This window comes from Tenacibaculum profundi (genome assembly GCF_052050075.1).
Classification (GTDB): domain Bacteria; phylum Bacteroidota; class Bacteroidia; order Flavobacteriales; family Flavobacteriaceae; genus Polaribacter.
Window position 1 is genome coordinate 1145749 of sequence record NZ_CP197225.1, and the last position, 18718, is coordinate 1164466.

Genomic DNA, 18718 nt, shown 5'->3' on the forward strand with positions numbered 1-18718 from the left:
TCGCAAAAAGCTCCTTCCTTAGGGAGCTTTTTACATTTGTTTCCAAGAATATAAGAACTCTAAAAACAGCTATGAAACTCCCTTAACAAAAAAAGCTTCTGTTTTGTTCTCTGCATCTAACTTCTTATTAAAATTATACTCTTCGCCCATTTCAAGACTTTTGAAAGCGCTTACTGTATTCATAAAACAACCTCCTGCATCTAAAATTAATTGCCTTAGCTCTAACAATCTTGAAATACTGTAAGCTTTAAAAGAAATTTTTTTGTTTTCAAATACATCACTAATTGAAATTTTTTTGTTTTTTTCTTCTATTTTTTGATCAATAACAAGAGCTCCATCCTTATTTTTATGCGCTTTGTTGTACTCTAAAAAAATGGCATTCTTGAAAAGAGAATTTTCTAAGTAGACTTGAGTTTCTTCTTCTGACGGTATTAAAGTTACTATTAATAAATATGCTTCCACTTTTTTTTCTTTGAAAATTCCATCTTTTTCAATTTCTATACATTTTTCTACGTTAAGCTTAATTTTCATATTTTACTCATTTGGTTATCTACAATTTATAATAAAATATTATTTTAATATAAATTCCAGCAATATATTTCACGTTTATTAAAGAAAACGATAATTAAAATCGATTAATAAAACTATCTACAAAATCAAAAATTAACTACTAATTATGTTTTAAGTATTATAATTTTACTAATTAAACCTACTTACTAAATTTATTAAAGTTATTGAATAAAATGTTACATTGAAAATATAGATCTTATTTTAAGAATTTACATTTTTTAAATTTTACGAGTGAAATTCCCCTTTATAAATTATTTCTTTATTGATCCAACATTAACAAAATCTTACGATAGCAAACCACATGAATCTAAAAACGTTTTAGTGTGTTTTAGTCTTCTGAAATTTCTTCTACCTATTAATTTTTTTGGTCTAAAACCCTTAAAATAAATGATTACCAACAACTTGGTTTATAGAAAAGCTATACAATTAATAATTTTATAATGTACTATGAATCTCATATAAAAATGAAAACAACTTTTAATTTTTGTCACCACATTTTTTAACCGCATACACATAATGCCTTAGTAATAGCTTTGATTAAAATTACATTCCTTAAACTTTGTTTGTCCTCTTTAGCATAATCATTTAAATATATACAAAGCCAATAATTAACAGGAAAACACTTAAAAAAAAATAGTACTTTCCTCTTTTTTTTAATGGTTGATCCTATTTTTATTTAGTAACTCTATCTATTTTTAGCCTCATTTTATTACCGCATCTTTGAGCATGCGTTTTGAGGTTTATTCATATTAACAAAACATCATAACTTCATACTTTTCACTCTAAATGTTAATGTGTTGTTTTCCTCTAATGTATTTGTTTAAGAAACTAATTAAAAGTTTTGAATTAATTAAAAAGGCGATTAAATTTTAGAAGGGTTTTTATTCGTATTTTAATAAAGAAAGGAGTAAAACTCCTTTCTTTTTTGTTTTGAATTATTTATTAAGTGTAGTATTTTTTTTAGTTTTCTATTTTAATCTCTAGCCTCTCTTATAATAATCTTTTGATTGTCGGGACTTCGTAAAAAAAGAATTTTTTCTTGTGAAATTTCCTCTTCTTGTTTAGTTGTCGAAATATTTGAACGTCTTAATTTTAAAATGACGTCATTCAAATCACTTGTTTCAAAAACAATCCCTTTTAAACCTACTGCTTTATCAGATCTATCCGTATATTCCAAGTTAAAATCTTGTTCTGACCCCCAATAATACTGTAACTCAATAAAAGATTCTTTTTGCTGGTACATCCACTCTCTATTTTCAATTGCATCTAGATCTAGTTCATTAGGAGGCTGAAGATGCTTAGACCCTAAAAAATAGAGTGTAAACCCTCTTCCGTTTCCATGATCTACGTACATCCTTACTAAAAGTTTTAACTCAAAAAGATGTTCATAAAATTTAATTGATTTTAAAGGATCTTTTGTTCTCAATGTTATAAGCCCAAATACTGGTATTTCTTTAAGTGGCAGAGATTCTATAGTCGTAGTTGGTGTACTGTTATTTTTAAAAAATTTTTGAATGTACTCAATACTATAATTCTCTGTATCTCTTGTATGCATCAAGTAACCAATATCTTTAAACTGAAAAGGCACTCCCTTTACAAATTTAGGATTTAAAGATCTATAAACCTCTTCAATATTATCTACAAACAAGCTATATTTCCAATAATTATCATATCCTGTTTCTTCATAAACCTCATCTTCTTCATTATTTAGTATATCGTGATGAAGTTCTAAGGAAACGGTATTAACATTATCAGGAAAACTAAGAACATATCTTGATTTCCCTTCAAACGTTTTAGTCTCTAACAACCTCATTCCAAGCTGTCTTATATAATAATCTAAAGTCTTCTCTGGTGACTTTATCCCTAATAGCAACCTTGATAATTTCATTTTTTTAATTTTATTTTTAGTAGAAAAATACATCTATTATCCTTACAAAGAAATGAAATTAAAAAAGTAAAGCCTGTGACTAAAGTCACAGGCTTTACTTTTTTAAGTATTAAGTATAATTTTCTTTTTTTGTTAATTAAACAAAGAAAACAAGCAAAATTATTTAAAATAAAAGCTCTAGAAATAGGCCATAAACTAACCATTTATGAATCTCTTTTTTCTCTTAGGTACAAAACTTGTAAAAACTTTTCCTTCAGGAGATATTGCAAGTTGCTTAGACTTAAAAACATTGAATTCTTTTTTAGCTTCGATAATCATTTTAATTATTTCTATAACATTTCCATTCTTAACTGCTTTTTCACCACCTTTAAAAAAAACTTCAGAAGCCAAATAAATAATAGGCGCCTTATTAATTATCCTTTTTGCAAGTAACGTGCTAGTTCTATCAGCATGAACGAGCATTACTTTTTCTTCTGAAAATCCGCCAACCGCTACACAGTCTGATGCTCCACCTGTCCAAGCTCCTGATTTTGAAACATGAATATCTGCCATTTCTATTAAATTACTTTCAAAGTCGTCTAGAGATCCAGGTATGTTATCAATAATACGGTCATCTATTAATTTCGCTATATCCCGTTCCTGTTGAGTTATTGATTCTGAATCTTCCTCATGAATTGACCAATTAGGGTCATTTCCCTTTATCCATTTTTTCGTAAGCCCTGCAAACTCAATCTGATATTCTACTCCTAACTCTCCTTCCCTACAACCAACAATAGTCCAAGGTATTTTTTTTATTCCTTCAACTACTTTTAAACCCAATAAATCTTTATTTACTGTGGCGATTCCTTCAAATTCTTTCTTTTTACTTTCCATTATTTACAAATTTAATTTCTCGAAATCTCGTGATTAATACTGAGATTGACTCTTTAATTTCATTACTATATTTTTTAAATTTGTTTTAATCTAAAATTGGTTTTTTATAAAAACTTTTATACAGTAAGAGATTAACTTTTAAAAAAGATCATCATTACCAAATCATATTTATTTTAACTCTCATTACAATTTAGCATATTCATAGTTTTTGAAGAAACTGATACCATATCATAGAATTACAAAAACAAATCTTCTAACTATAAAAACTATTAAAACCTGTCTAAAAAACCCAAAACTAAGTAAAAACCCTATTTTTTTTCAGTAGAAATACGTATTGCTTATTTACCTCCTTTTTTATTTTTTTGTGTTACTATTAGACTTATAAATTTGTAAGAAGGGTTTTTTAAGTGATTAGTGAAGGGAGCTTCTTTTTGATGCTCCCTCTTAACTTTACGACAAAACATAATATTTAATAACCACCACAACTTACCATTCATTTTATTTAATCCTATATTTTTATGGCACAATATTTGAATCATAACAATATATTAATTAAAATATTAATTAGATGGAAATATTTTACTATTTAAGCCAAATTTGTGGGAATAATTGCTTTTAAGAAGATCGTAAAAAAAACTAATAAAAAATTATTAGTTTTTTTTTATTTTTATGATTGATTTTTAGTATATTATGCAAAAAACACAATAATATCTTTTAAATGATTTTTAGATGTTTTTTACATAATGTCTAATACTCTATAAATTGAAATTTTTTGGTAATTTCTTTGAAAAAAAAACTAAATAAAGTAATTTCGATTTTTTAAACACTAAATTTCCTAAATAATTAAGAATGAAAAAAATAGTACTTTTAGCCCTCACAGGAGGTATTATAATTTCAGCCCTCGTAGGCGGTATTATGCTTTCATATACGAAAGAAGAACCTATAAAGGATTATCTGGTTTTATCTGGCACGATTGATAATTTTAAAAGAAGAGATATAAAATTAGAGGGTTTTGACTTTGAAAAAAAGATACTTTTTGATAAAAAAGCGAAAACATTTCTCGATACAATACGTCTGAACAGAGATGGTTACTATAAAATAGTAGTAAATAAAAGAAGATTCGATATTTTCTTGACTAAAACAGAAGATCTAAAAATTACATTAGATTATAAGAATCCAGATGCAATAACTTTTGAAGGAGTTAATGGCGTTACGGGTAAATATTTTTTAGATAAAAAGGAAATATTTGCCGAAGAAGTAATAACCTTACGAGAATTACTCACCAAAGAAGAAACTGATTTTTTAACGATACTCAATGGCTATAAAGAATCTCTCTCAAAACTTTTAACAAATAGTCAACTACCAGAAGCGTTTATTAAAAAAGAAACTAAAAATATAGAGTATGAATACCTAAGAAACTTATATTATTACCCTAGCTATTACCCTGCTTTAAGTGGAGATGAAGAATACAGTCCTTCAGGTAATTTCCCCTCTGTATCAGATAAAATAAATTTTAACGAAGGAGAAGATTATCAAGATTTTACCTTTTATCAAAATATTGTTAAGGATGAAATCCAAAGGTTAGCTGACGAAAAGTCAACAGAAGATACAGACATAGCACTCAACTATTTAGAAACAGTACATACAGAAGTTTCCGATAGTATTGTAAAAAACAATCTTTTATTTGATCAGGCACAAAAAGGAATTACCTATACAGATAACTTAGAAGGATACTACAGAAAGTATATGGCTTTCTCTAGCAATAAAGCACAAAAAGATAGGATGACTGAAATATATAATTCATTAAAATTGACAGCAAAAGGTATGCCTTGTCCTAAATTTGAAAATTATGAAAATATAGAAGGAGGAACAACTTCTATGGATGATCTTCTAAGTTCTGGAAAATATTTATATATTGATGTATGGGCTACTTGGTGTAGTTTCTGCAAAAGAGAAACCCCTCTCTTAAAAAGATTAGAATTACAATACCATGATGAAAATATTGAATTTGTAAGTATTAGTGTAGATAATATTAATGCAAAAAGCAAGTGGAAGGAGACAATTGAACAAAAAGAGATGGGCGGAGTTCAATTATTTGCAGATAAATCTTTCGGTTCTGACTTCATTAAAAAGTTTGCTATTAAAGGGCTTCCAAGGTTTATTTTAGTTGATCCTGAAGGAAATATAATTAGCCCCAATGCTCCAAGGCCTTCAGACGGTCCAAAACTAACTAAAATGTTTGAAGAAATTGGAATAAGTATATAAAAAACATCTATCTAAAATATTAAAACCGCTACCTAGCGGTTTTTTTTTTGGCAAAAAAATCATATATTGAAAATTTTACGCTCTTAGTAGCGTTAAAATACTTTAAGTAATATTTAATTTAAAACTCCCCTAAACCTAATTTAAAAATGAATTTTTTTTCAAAACTATTATTATTAACTCTTATTATTTCTTGCTCTAAACCGATAGAAAAAGACTATCTAATCATTAGTGGAAATGTTAAAAACACTAAAAGAAAAAGAATGAGATTAACAGGTTTCAATTTTGAAAAAGAAATTGAAATTGACTCAAAAAACGGTAACTTCATTGACACATTAAGAATACCAAGAACAGGATATTACAATATAGTATTTAACAGTTCAAAAACTATTAAACTTTATCTAACAAAAACAGATGACATTAAAATTCAAACAAATTTTAAAAATGTAAAAAATACAACTTTTGAAGGAACTAATGCTCCAATTAACAAATACTTTATTGATAAAAGCAAACTTCATTCATCAGTTATTATATCTGCATATACATTATTCAAATATGATGAAGAATTATTTACTCAGACCATGGAGCGTTATAAAAATAGTCTTACTGAATTATGTATTTCAAATAATTTTCCTGAAAATTTTCAGAAAAAAGAATTAAGAGGTATTGATTATGAAATCATTAGAAATATTAATAATTACCAAGACAACCACAGAACTTTGATTGACTCTGATGAATTTACCGTTTCTAATACCTTTTATGACAACTACCCTCCTATTGGTTTTAATAATACGGAAGACTACAAGGATTTTTTCTCATATAGAAAAATTATAGAAGAATCTTTAACAAGAAAATCAAACAGAAAAGAATCTCTGTACCTAGGCTATTTAGAAACAATCACGAAAAACGTTAAAGACAGCCTAATAATAAATGATCTATTTTTTAAAAAAGGAGAAACAGCTATAACATACACTGATAAGCTTGAAGAATACTTCAACTTCTATATACAAAATTCATCTAACGAACATTACAATTCTAAAATCACAGACAAATACAATATATTAAAGCTTACAGCTAAAGGAAAAACTTCTCCTAAATTTTACGATTATCAAAATTTTGATGGAGGCACAAGCTCTTTAGACGACTTTTTAAACAATGGAAAATATTTATTTATTGATATATGGGCAACATGGTGTGGATATTGTGCAAGAGAAATCCCGCTACTCAAAAGATATGAAGTTTTATATCATGACAAAAACATTGAATTCATTGGTATCAGTGCCGATAATCAAAATGATTTTGAAAAATGGAAAAGAACCATCATAAAGAATGAACAGTCAGGACATCAGTTGTTTTCCGATAATGCAATGGAATCAGAATTTTTCCAAAAATATGCAATAGAAGGACTCCCTAGATTTATAATATTAGACCCAGAGGGAAAAATTGTAACTCCCAATGCCCCGAGACCTTCTGAAGGCGATAAGCTAGAAAACTTAATCAACAGCCTAGATATTTAATTATAACACTTATAGACTAAGGAAGGTATTTGATTGAATACAAAATATTCTCTCCAATACCTTTCTTTTTTAAAAACTATTATCTCCATCAATAATATTACCGAATTCTTTTACCTGAATAAGGAAATAAAAAGATACTCACCTTTTAACGAAATCTTTATTTAAAATAAAACCATAAATGAACTGTCTTCTGTTAAAATTCTTTTTCTTTATTAAGAACCATACTTAAAATTAATATTCATTTTAATATCTAAACCCATCATCATAAAACTCCTACTTGCTGAAACAACTCTTGTATCTGGATATAGCTCAATCTCTATAAACTACATTTCTTATGCGTAAATTCAATAATTAATCTAAGGTGCATTGTAATAAAATAGTTTTATTTATTTCACTGTAATTGAATTTTAAGATTTCAATTTCAAGCTCCATTCATATTCAAAGCTAGAAACCAAATCACCTTTCTCATTTACCCCTTCTGATTTTACTGTTATAGTCTGTCCTTCTCCTGTTTCAATAGCTTTTCTTATTGCATTTTTAATTAACTCACCTTCAACACATTTGAAATACACTTTACCGGTTGCTTTTTTTGTAAAGATTGCATTCATTTTAGTCACCAACATGGATATATTTTTTCCTGAATCTTTAATAGCCTTCATTACTAAAATCCCTGTTGTAAGTTCAGAAGCCATCCCCTGAACAGCCCAAAAGATCGATTTAAAAGGATTCTGATTAATCCATCGATGCCGCACTACTACAACCGAACATTTAGCAGTTATGCTCTTTACTCTGATACCGGTAAAATAAGCAGCAGGCAACTTAAAAAGTAAAAAAATATTTATTTTTTTTGATGTAAAGCTCATTTAAAGTGTATTTTTAATAATTCGAAGACTTTTTTATTTTTTAATATTGAAAGACTTTATTCTAAAACAAACACTCAAATATATAAAACAAAATAAAGTCAATTTTAGAAGTCATCGTATAATTTATAGAAACAAGTATTCCTAATCGACTTTAATAATACCCCCATTATTTTGATAATCTATTTTAAACAATTTTCTTACACTAACACCTTCAATATAGAAAACAGCAATATAAATACCAGGATCTAATGCATTACAAATCCTAACCTGTTGTTTATTCAATAAAGTCTTTCCTAAAATAACCGTACCATTTAAACCATATATCTCAATATGAATACTATTAATATCTCTAACCGAATTAAAACATATTCGATAATTAGTGATAGAGCAAACTATTTTATACGGAGTCCTATTAAATGAATCTACTTCATAGATTGTTTCATCATTACCATGCTTTATAAATCTTACTTGAGGGTCTATTAAAAAGAATCGTCGACTTTCAGCTATCTTAGCTTGTTCAGGTATATTAGTATATATAAAATAAAGTGCTCTATTAGAGGAAGCGTCCATTGTTTGCAAATCCATACCAATACTTCCTAGATAGTTAATTTTTAGAGACTCTAAGTTATTATTATTACAACTTAAAACTTTAAGAGCTTTGTGAGCTCTGATATCTAAGTTTAAAATACTATTGTAACTACAATCGAGTTTCTTTAAATTTAAATTATTACGAATATCTAAATTATCCAGCTGATTATTATCACACAAAACTTCATTTAGATTTGTATTGTTATTGATATTTAAATGAACTAAATTGTTGTGAGATATATGCAACTTAGTTAAACCTACCAAAGCTGAAATATCAAGCTGAAAAAGGTCATTATCACTCAATTTCAAATATTCCAAATCATCAGAGTCAGGCAAGTTTATAAAAGTTAACTTATTTCCTCTACAAGATATATGTCTTAATTTACTGTTGTGCCTTATTTCTAAATATACAAGTAAATTATTGTCCCCCACCAATAACTCTAGATTCTGATTACGGCTTAAATCTAATACTTTTACGTTATTACCTGAAAAATCTAAATGCTTTAAGTTTGAGAACGCTTCAATACCAAGAAGGGATGAAATATTTTGGTTACTAATATCCAAATTAACAAAATTCATTGCCTCCGACACATCAATTTCCTGATCTTTATTTCTGTTTACTGACGATTGCAATAATATGTTTTTAAAATTAGGGTCATAAATTTCAACTACCTCTTTATCTTGGGTAAAGCCAGTACTTATTATCGTAATTAATAAAATTATGGTTAGTTTTTTTTTATTCATATTTGGTTAAATTTATATTGTTAGATACCGATCAAAAATTATTCATATTAATCGGGACATATCGAATGTAAGAAGGCAATATTACTTCTAAAGCAATAATTAAAAATGAATAAACTCGTAAGAAGGAGTTTTCAATATAGGCATTATAAATGAAAAGTTCAGAACTAAAAGAAAATTTCAAGCCTAATACATCTAATAAATCATAATTATTATTCTAAATAAAGAAACTATCCGAGATGTTATGAGAATTTAGCTAAGAATAGCTGAATTCTCATAACACTATAAAAGACAGACATATATTCAATAATTTTTAAATTTTAATTTATTTTTTGGGCACCAAATATTAACCTAATAGATCAAAAAACAAACTGCATACATAAAAAACAAAAAAACTATAAATAAGTAATTTAATTACTAATCATAACGAATAAAGAAGCTTGAAAAAGGAAATAAGTCTATACTTCTTGTTTGAGAAACACACTATAAAAAAAACACCTAAAGAATCATTTAACAAAAAAAACAGTACTATGTATTGCATAATACCATTTATTATACATATATTTGCATTGTAAAGTAGTATATAAAATATCTTACAATGCAAAATAATAAGGAAAACACAAATGCTTTTTTAATACATATCTCATCATTTACTGGATATTTATTTCCATTGGGTAGTGTTATTACACCACTGATTATATGGCAAACTATGAAGGATAAAAGTTCCAACTTGAATGAACATGGTAAAGAAGTTCTTAATTTTAATATCAGCTTTAGTTTGTATATGCTTATCCTTGGAACCTCTATTTTTTCTTTTATTATTAAAAATATATGGACTACTTTAGAGAATATTAGTATTGGGTTTAATGATTTTTATTTTTTTAATAATTTTTTTAATGTTTTAGGAATAGCCTCATTAATCAGTATTATAACATTTTCTAAAGTAGCTTTAATCATTTTAGGAGCCATAAAAGCCAATAACGGTGAATTTTATAAATACCCACTTACCATTAAGTTTATTAAGTAATTATTTTTAAACTAGTCGTAATGAAAATAGAAAACACAAAAGCACAAATGCGAAAAGGGGTTTTAGAGTATTGCATCTTATCTATTTTAAAAAATGGAGATGCCTATACTTCGGAAATTCTTTCTACGCTAAAAAATGCTCAAATGATTGTCGTTGAAGGAACTATTTATCCTCTATTGACAAGACTAAAAAATGCTGGATTATTAAGTTATCGATGGGAAGAATCAACTTCTGGACCTCCAAGAAAGTATTATGTTTTAACAGAAAATGGACTACTCTTTCTAAGAGAGTTAGACAAAACATGGAATAATCTAGAGAATGCTGTAAGCCAAATAACAAGTACAAAATCAACTGAAAATGAATAAAACTATTAACATAAATCTAGGGGGGCTTTTCTTTCACATAGATGAATCCGCTTATAAAAAATTAAAATACTATTTAGACGCCATTGCTAGTTCTCTTAGTGATGACCCACAAGGGAAAGACGAAATTATTACGGATATTGAGGCCAGAATAAGTGAATTGTTATCTGACAGAATAACAGATATTCGTCAAGTAGTAAATGACAACGATATAGAGGTCATCATTACCATCATGGGACAGCCAGAAGATTATTCAGACTTTGAGCAAGAATATGATAATAATTCATCTTCTAAAAACAGTAATAGACGAACCTCTAAAAAGCTTTTTAGAGATGGTAATGACAAATTTCTAGGAGGTGTTTGCTCTGGATTAGGTCATTACATAGGTATTGACACTATATGGATTCGATTGGCCTTTATCATTTTAATCGCGAGTGGTTTTTCTCCTCTTGTTTATATACTTTTATGGGTTTTACTCCCAGAGGCCAAGACAACTTCTGAAAAATTACAAATGGAAGGCGAACCTGTCAATATTGATAATATTGAAAAAAAAATTCGTAACGAATTTGAAAATATTTCCAGTAAACTCAAGGATGGAGCTAATGAATTTTCTGATAAAATTTCAAGCGCAGATTATGAGAAATTAAAATATAAAACTAAATCAGGAATTCAGGATTTTTTAGATACGTTAGGTAAAATACTTCAGTCTTTGTTTAATGTATTTGGAAAGTTAATAGGATTCTTCCTAATACTTTTTTCAGGTGCTATGCTGATAGCTTTTCTATTTGCTATTTTCTCCATTGGCAGTTTAGAAATTTTAAACTTAGACAGTGACTATGTTCACTATCCCCCTTTTTTTTATGATTCATTAATACCTGAATGGTTATTAACTATATTCTTATTCATTTTAGTCGGTGTGCCTTTTATTGCTCTATTCATGCTGGGTTTACGAATTTTATCTCCTAATATTAAAAAGTTTAGTACCTCATTAAGATTGACCTTATTGGGAATTTGGCTAATCGCATTATTTTGTATTGGATTTTCAGCCATTGAATTTCAAGCTTCAAAAGCATATAATGGAATAAATATCAAAAAACATAATATTAGCTATAATGCTGAAAACCCATTAATAATCAGAGTTAAAAACAATGACGACATCTACTATAACGAAAATCTGTGCCATAAAAACAAAGCTATTTATATAAACTTTAATAATGTTGATTCTAAATATTCTAATAACGTAATTATTGATGTAAAAAAAAGTGAAATTAATAAGGCTTACATCAAAGTTAAAAAAATATCAAAGGGGCGAAAACGAGAACATGCCAATAAAAACGCGTCGAGTATAAAATACAGTTTTAATTCTAACAACAACATAATCACTTTTAATTCATTTTTCTTAAATGAATATAAGAATATGTATAAGGATGAAAAGGTTAAAATAACAATTTATCTTCCTCTTAGATCAACTATATATTTTGAAAAATCATCTGAAGCCTTTCTTAAAGAAATAAAGAATATGTGGCCTGATGATATGATTAATCATCTTTTTATCATGACACCAAACGGTCTTCAATGCAATGATTGTAATGATTTAGAAAAATACTAATAACACACAAAATTAATCTAACAAACATACTTAAGTAAACTACTTACTATCGCTACATTTTAAAAATCAGATATCAAACACTTATAAAATATAGCACTCTAATGAAGTTTGAATATTAATTAATAAAAATTAAATTCTTATTCAAAGAATAAAATATCAACTCTAAAAAACAAATAAATATTTCAAATTATGGACGCATTTTTCGACTTCTTTTTCAAAGGTGAATTTCTAATGAATTTAATTAAATTGCTTTATAAACTGTTTTTTTCATGGTTATCTAACTTTTAAAAAAACTAACTATTAGCAAATTAATTCTTTAAAAATAAATTAATATGAACAAAATATTAAATTTCCCTTTTTACCAAACTAATTTCAAACGATTAGGTAAATAAAAAAAGTTATCAGTTAGATTAAATTGAAGTTCAAAGAAAAAAAATGTAGGTTTTATAAACCTTAAATACACATGTCTATTTCAAAAAGTGAAGTAGAAATAAAGCCTCTTTTTAATTTAAATAACACTAAGATTATTTATAGTAACAAAGATTGTACATCTTATTTTAATCTTTTACAACCCATGTAAACGAAAAAAATAAGCTAGCCTTACAAAAGGTAGTGATTATACTATAATTACAGATAAAAGCTCCTATGTAAAATAAGAATTTTCATTCTTATAAATATTAACAGCATGTTTATTGAAATACAATTATTTTTGATTACAAAAGTTTAATAATTATAAATCTGTATTTAACCATAAATAAATCATATTTTTTATAATTTTGATTAAATATTCTGCATGAAAAACACATAAGTTTAAGTTTTATAAAGAAAAAAATAAATTTAATTCATATACGCAAAACATACCGCCCCTAATATAAATTTAAGATGAAGATCAGAATTCTAACAATAATATTACTTTTAACTTCTTTATTTAAACTGTGGTCACAATTACCAAAAGGTTTTTCCTACATAAAAGATATTGCCCCAAGCATACAAAAAGAACTTCGCTATTGTCATCATAATAACTTTGTAGGTATTCCAATTGAGGGGTACGAATTTGATGTTTTAATAACTTCTACAGCTACGGCAAAAGCTCTTAAAAAAGTTCAAAAAGAGTTAATCCAAAAAGGATACTCACTCAAAATATTTGATGCTTATCGCCCTCAAAGAGCCGTAGATCATTTTGTTCGTTGGGCTCGTTCAATAAATGACACACTAATGAAGTCAAAGTTTTATCCAGAAATAAAAAAAACAAGCCTTTTTAAATTAGGATATATTGCCTCAAAATCTGGCCATTCAAGAGGTAGCTCTGTAGATCTAACAATAATCGAAATAAAAACTGAAAAAGAATTGGATATGGGAAGTACCTATGATTTTTTTGGTACTTCTTCTCACATCAGTCATCAAAAACTAACCAAAAAACAGAAAAAAAACAGAGCTTTACTACAAAAAGTAATGGCTAAATACAACTTTAGACCCTACAAAAATGAATGGTGGCATTTTACTTTGAGAAACGAACCTTTTCCTAAAACATATTTTAATTTTCCAATTAAATAATAAATAGTTTATCATTTAATTTCATTTTTTATTTTTCCAATAAATAAAATTCGGTACTATATTTGTTGTAATACACTATGTTGTAACATACTATTATGAATATACTTTTAAAATATTTAATATTTAATGTAGCTTTATTTTTTTCTTCAATTACCTATGGGCAAGTGGACGGTTCCAATGGTAGCAGAAAAAAAGAGATATCTGGTGCCAGCTTTAATCTTTCAAATGAAAAAATAGAGAAACCAAAATCTTTAGACTTTAAAGACGATATTGGTTTTAAAACAGCACACAAAAAACAGCAAGAACAATTTAGAAAAAAAAATGAAGAAGAAAAATCTCTTAAAAAAGGAATATTAACCCCTGAAATAAGGAGAAAAATTGTAACTCAAAAGAAAATGGAACAATACAACATTAAAATACCTCAATCAGATCTAGATTTAGGTAGTTTCCATACTACTTCGAGTAAAATAAATATAAATGCTTTAGATTTTGGCGCTATTGATGGAGACAAGGTTTCTGTTTATCGAAATGGAGAACTCATCATAAAAAGTTATACGCTTCAACAATATACTCACACCCTTAAAGTCCCACTTGTAATAGGAATCAACAGAATTGAAATTGTTGCTATAAACGAAGGTCGTTTAGTACCTAATACTGGTGCTTTTACTTTATTTGACGATAGTAATGAAATTGCACTCTCAAATATGTGGAATTTAGCGAAAGGAGCAAAGGTTATAGCAGTAATTATTCGAGATGAAAAAAAATAATATTCCTGTGCTTTAAATTTTAATAATATTCACGAATTTCTTTTAGTTAGATGTTTTTTTAAATTATTAAAAACTACTACTTTTGTTGTTGCGTTTTTTTAAGCGAAACAAACAAACTAATAAACAACTAATATATAATGAAAGAAATCACCAAAGAAACCTATATCAATTGGTATAGAAACATGTTATTTTGGAGAAAGTTTGAAGATAAGCTAGCAGCTGTTTACATTCAACAAAAAGTAAGAGGTTTTTTACACTTATATAATGGTCAAGAAGCAGTCTTAGCAGGATCATTACATGCAATGGATTTAACCAAAGATAAAATGATTACTGCATATCGTAACCATGTCCAACCTATAGGAATGGGAGAAGATCCTAAAAGAGTAATGGCTGAACTTTACGGTAAAGCTACTGGAACATCACAAGGATTAGGTGGTTCTATGCATATTTTTTCAAAAGAGCATCGTTTTTATGGTGGTCACGGAATCGTCGGAGGACAAATTCCTTTAGGTGCTGGAATTGCTTTTGGAGATAAATATAAAGGTAGTGATGCTGTTACATTATGTTATTTTGGTGATGGTGCTGCTCGTCAAGGATCCTTGCACGAAACCTTTAACATGGCTATGAATTGGAAATTACCTGTTATTTTTATTGTAGAAAATAATGGATATGCTATGGGTACTTCTGTAGAAAGAACCGCAAATCATACCGATATATGGAAGCTTGGTCTGGGTTACGAAATGCCTTGTGGACCTGTAGATGGCATGAATCCCATAAAAGTAGCAGAAGCTGTTGATGAAGCTATTCAAAGAGCTCGAAGGGGTGATGGACCTACTTTTCTTGAAATGAAAACTTATCGATATAGAGGTCATTCAATGTCTGATGCACAACATTATCGTACAAAAGACGAAGTAGAAGAATATAAAAAAATAGATCCTATTACCCAAGTACTCGATATAATAAAAGAAAAAAAATATGCCAATGAAGATGAAATTAAAGCAATTGACAAGGAAGTAAAAGACATGGTAAAAGACTGTGAAAAATTCGCAGAAGAATCACCTTTTCCTGATGTAAGCCTCTTACATGAAGCTGTTTACGAACAAAAAGATTATCCATTTATAAAATAATAAATCCAACAAACTCTTAGATTATGGCTACAGTAATTAATATGCCTCGATTGAGCGACACCATGGAAGAAGGTGTTGTGGCACAATGGTTAAAAAATGTTGGAGATAAGGTGGAAGAAGGTGATATTTTAGCTGAAATTGAAACCGATAAGGCAACAATGGAATTTGAATCCTTTCACGAAGGTACTTTACTTCATATTGGTGTAAAAGAAGGTGAGACGGCTCCTGTAGATACTCTTTTAGCAATCATCGGAGAGCAAGGAGAGGACTTTTCTGCCCTGCTTTCAGAAGATCAAATTTCTACTAACGAACAAAAACAAGAAAAAACTTCTTCAAAAAAAGAAGTAAATACAAATCCTACTTCGACAATTGAGATACCACAAGATGTTCAAGTTGTTATGATGCCACGCTTAAGTGATACCATGACAGAGGGAACCGTTGCTTCTTGGTTAAAAAATGTTGGGGATAAAGTGGAAGAAGGTGATATTCTAGCTGAAATCGAAACTGATAAGGCAACAATGGAATTCGAATCTTTTTATGAAGGAACATTATTGCATATCGGAGTTAATGAAGGAGATAGTGCCCCTGTGGATAGTTTATTAGCGATCATTGGTGCTAAAGGAACTGATGTTTCCACCTTAGTAACCGCTCACAAAGACGGTAACTTATCAGCTACAACTGAAACTTCTAAAAAAGAAACACTAAAGACAGAAAGTACTATTGCTACTAATCAAGAGACAACTATTGTTGAAGCTTCTGTAAGCAATTCTTCTAACGGTCGCATTTTTGCATCTCCTTTAGCGAAGAAAATCGCTAAAGATAAAGGAATCAGTTTAGCAGATGTTCAAGGATCTGGTGAAAATGGTCGTATTATCAAAAAAGATATTGAAAACTACACCCCAGTATCTCGAATAGTTACACCTCAAAAATCAGTTACTTCTGCTCCTTCTGTAACTAACTTTGCTATTGCGGGTCAAGAAGGTACAAAGGACATGAAAAATTCTCAAATGCGTAAAGCCATTGCTAAATCTTTGGCAGCATCTAAATTTAGTGCCCCTCACTTCTATCTAAACATCGAAATAGACATGGCTAACGCTATCGCTTCTCGTAAAGAGATAAATAGCATTCCCGATACCAAAGTATCTTTTAACGATATGATTGTAAAAGCTTGTGCCATGGCTTTAAAAAAACACCCACAAGTAAATACTTCGTGGACGGAGAATGCTACTCAATTCCATAGTCATATTCATATAGGTGTTGCCGTAGCTGTTGATGAAGGTTTGGTAGTTCCTGTTGTAAAGCATACAGATGCGTTAAGTTTAACTCAAATAGGAAGCTCTGTTAAAGATTTAGCAGGAAAAGCAAGAAATAAGAAAATAAAACTAGAGGAAATGCAAGGAAGTACTTTCACTGTATCCAACCTAGGTATGTTTGGAATTGAAAGTTTCACCTCTATTATAAATCAACCGAATTCAGCTATTCTATCAGTGGGAGCTATTATTGAAAAGCCCGTTGTTAAGAATGGGCAGATCGTTGTGGGTAATACAATGAAATTAACTTTAGCTTGTGATCACAGAACTGTAGATGGTGCTATCGGGGCTCAATTTTTACAAACATTAAAAACTTATTTAGAGAACCCAGTTACAATGCTAGCTTAACTCTAAAATAAATTTATCATTATATTAAAACTCGAAGAATTCATCTTCGAGTTTTTTATTTCTGTAATGTTTTTAAATACCCACGACTAAACCCTAAATAATATTCTATTTGTATGAGATATATCAATTACCTATTGACTGTATTAATATTATTTGGCTGTATATCAAATGATATTATTGATGATCGTGTGGATGAACAACTAAGCTATAACTTTCCTATTGAAAATTTAGCCATCACAAAAACATATCAACTAACAACTAAATATACCAATAACGTAGGAGTGGTTTCAACACCAAAAATAACATGGACAAGCTCTGATAATTCTATTTTGAATGTTTCCGAAAATGGTTTAATCACTGCGGTTAGTCTTGGTAAAGCAATTATAACAGCAAAAGTTATAAACTCAGAAGGAAAGAACGTAAGTACTTCTTTAACCATTGTTGTTATCCCTTTTAAAAAAACATTAACCATCAATAATATTATTGAAGATATTATTGTAAATACTGAACATCAATATCAAACTACTTTTATAAATACCCTTGGTGTTGAAGAAGATACAAATATTATATGGTCCAGTTCAAATTCAAATATTGCAAGTATATCTTCAACAGGACTGATGAAGGCTAATCGATTAGGTAAAGTTACAATAACTGCGAAAACAATTAGCAATGGAGAGGAAATAAGCTCTTCAGATGAATTTACAGTAAACACAATTGGTGAAATGATGAGTATTAACAACCCACTAAATAAATTAATGGTCGGCGAAACACATCAATACACTACTACTTATACCGATAATACAGGACAAAATAAGGATGTATCTGTCAGTTGGAGCAGTTCTAATGAGGCTATTGCGTCTATTAATCAAGAAGGTTTTTTAACAGCTACAAATATAGGTAAGGTTACCATTAAAGCTTCTTACACAAACGCTAACGGAGAAGAAGTCTTAGATACAAACACTTTCAATATTCAAGGAAAAGCAGTAAATACAAAATCAGGAACAATTCGTTCTACCAGTAGTTATGAATTAACTGGTACTTTTATGTTAAGTGAAATACCTGGAACGAATAATTTAGAATTAAAAATCGAAAATAACTATAAAGCCTCTACCTCACTTCCTGGATTGTATTTATACTTAACAAATAACCCTAATACAATTGCTAATGCAAAAAAAATACAAAAAGTAGCTGTTTTCAATGGAGCACACAGTTATATTATTGAAAACACAAGCATAAACGAATTTAGTCACTTATTATACTGGTGTAAGCCATTCAGTGTAAAAGTTGGAGATGGAGAAATTATAGAATAACA

At 28.5% G+C, this 18718-nt stretch carries 15 protein-coding genes; 10 read left to right on the top strand and 5 right to left on the bottom strand.

Features of this window, described 5'->3' with window-relative positions; translation table 11 throughout:
• Positions 1 to 69: 69 nt before the first annotated feature.
• The 3 genes from ACSIGE_RS04590 to ACSIGE_RS04600 form a co-directional block, all read right to left on the bottom strand.
• Positions 70 to 531, bottom strand: a complete 462-nt coding sequence (locus ACSIGE_RS04590; protein WP_440881613.1) for a hypothetical protein — start codon at positions 529 to 531, stop codon at positions 70 to 72.
• A gap of 1012 nt (positions 532 to 1543) precedes the next feature.
• Positions 1544 to 2458: a hypothetical protein gene (locus tag ACSIGE_RS04595; protein WP_440881614.1), complete on the bottom strand. Its 915-nt coding sequence runs from the start codon at positions 2456 to 2458 to the stop codon at positions 1544 to 1546.
• Between the two features lie 195 nt (positions 2459 to 2653).
• A complete protein-coding gene (locus tag ACSIGE_RS04600) occupies positions 2654 to 3331 on the bottom strand; it encodes a hypothetical protein (protein ID WP_440881615.1) in 678 nt (225 codons plus the stop codon).
• A gap of 849 nt (positions 3332 to 4180) precedes the next feature.
• Here ACSIGE_RS04600 and ACSIGE_RS04605 point away from each other — a divergent pair.
• On the top strand, positions 4181 to 5596 hold the full coding sequence (locus ACSIGE_RS04605) for a TlpA family protein disulfide reductase (protein ID WP_440881616.1): 1416 nt from the start codon (positions 4181 to 4183) through the stop codon (positions 5594 to 5596).
• 146 nt (positions 5597 to 5742) lie between these two features.
• Positions 5743 to 7110: a TlpA family protein disulfide reductase gene (locus ACSIGE_RS04610; RefSeq protein ID WP_440881617.1), complete on the top strand. Its 1368-nt coding sequence runs from the start codon at positions 5743 to 5745 to the stop codon at positions 7108 to 7110.
• A 407-nt stretch (positions 7111 to 7517) separates the two neighbouring features.
• Here the strand turns inward: ACSIGE_RS04610 and ACSIGE_RS04615 are convergent, their stop codons facing one another.
• The gene (locus ACSIGE_RS04615) at positions 7518 to 7973 is read right to left on the bottom strand and encodes a DUF4442 domain-containing protein (RefSeq protein ID WP_440881618.1); all 456 of its coding nucleotides are present in this window, start codon (positions 7971 to 7973) and stop codon (positions 7518 to 7520) included.
• A 141-nt stretch (positions 7974 to 8114) separates the two neighbouring features.
• Positions 8115 to 9305, bottom strand: coding sequence for a leucine-rich repeat domain-containing protein (locus tag ACSIGE_RS04620; protein ID WP_440881619.1), 1191 nt, complete (start codon positions 9303 to 9305; stop codon positions 8115 to 8117).
• Positions 9306 to 9900: 595 nt separating this feature from the next.
• On the opposite strand from ACSIGE_RS04620, the gene ACSIGE_RS04625 reads away from it, so the two are divergent.
• The 8 genes from ACSIGE_RS04625 (at position 9901) to ACSIGE_RS04660 (ending at position 18716) form a co-directional block, all read left to right on the top strand.
• Positions 9901 to 10329 (top strand): DUF4870 domain-containing protein, encoded by a 429-nt coding sequence (locus tag ACSIGE_RS04625; protein WP_440881620.1) that lies wholly within the window; start codon positions 9901 to 9903, stop codon positions 10327 to 10329.
• A gap of 20 nt (positions 10330 to 10349) precedes the next feature.
• Complete coding sequence (locus ACSIGE_RS04630; protein ID WP_440881621.1) at positions 10350 to 10694, top strand: PadR family transcriptional regulator; 345 nt, start codon at positions 10350 to 10352, stop codon at positions 10692 to 10694.
• Positions 10687 to 12300 (top strand): PspC domain-containing protein, encoded by a 1614-nt coding sequence (locus ACSIGE_RS04635; protein ID WP_440881622.1) that lies wholly within the window; start codon positions 10687 to 10689, stop codon positions 12298 to 12300. The genes ACSIGE_RS04630 and ACSIGE_RS04635 overlap by 8 nt, the downstream gene beginning before the upstream one ends.
• 882 nt (positions 12301 to 13182) lie before the next feature.
• Positions 13183 to 13854, top strand: a complete 672-nt coding sequence (locus ACSIGE_RS04640; protein ID WP_440881623.1) for a M15 family metallopeptidase — start codon at positions 13183 to 13185, stop codon at positions 13852 to 13854.
• 95 nt (positions 13855 to 13949) lie between these two features.
• Positions 13950 to 14621 (top strand): hypothetical protein, encoded by a 672-nt coding sequence (locus tag ACSIGE_RS04645; RefSeq protein ID WP_440881624.1) that lies wholly within the window; start codon positions 13950 to 13952, stop codon positions 14619 to 14621.
• Positions 14622 to 14758: 137 nt separating this feature from the next.
• Positions 14759 to 15748: a pyruvate dehydrogenase (acetyl-transferring) E1 component subunit alpha gene (gene pdhA / locus ACSIGE_RS04650; RefSeq protein ID WP_440881625.1), complete on the top strand. Its 990-nt coding sequence runs from the start codon at positions 14759 to 14761 to the stop codon at positions 15746 to 15748.
• Between the two features lie 23 nt (positions 15749 to 15771).
• On the top strand, positions 15772 to 17406 hold the full coding sequence (locus ACSIGE_RS04655) for a 2-oxo acid dehydrogenase subunit E2 (RefSeq protein ID WP_440881626.1): 1635 nt from the start codon (positions 15772 to 15774) through the stop codon (positions 17404 to 17406).
• Positions 17407 to 17519: 113 nt separating this feature from the next.
• Positions 17520 to 18716 (top strand): Ig-like domain-containing protein, encoded by a 1197-nt coding sequence (locus ACSIGE_RS04660; RefSeq protein ID WP_440881627.1) that lies wholly within the window; start codon positions 17520 to 17522, stop codon positions 18714 to 18716.
• Positions 18717 to 18718 lie beyond the last annotated feature (2 nt).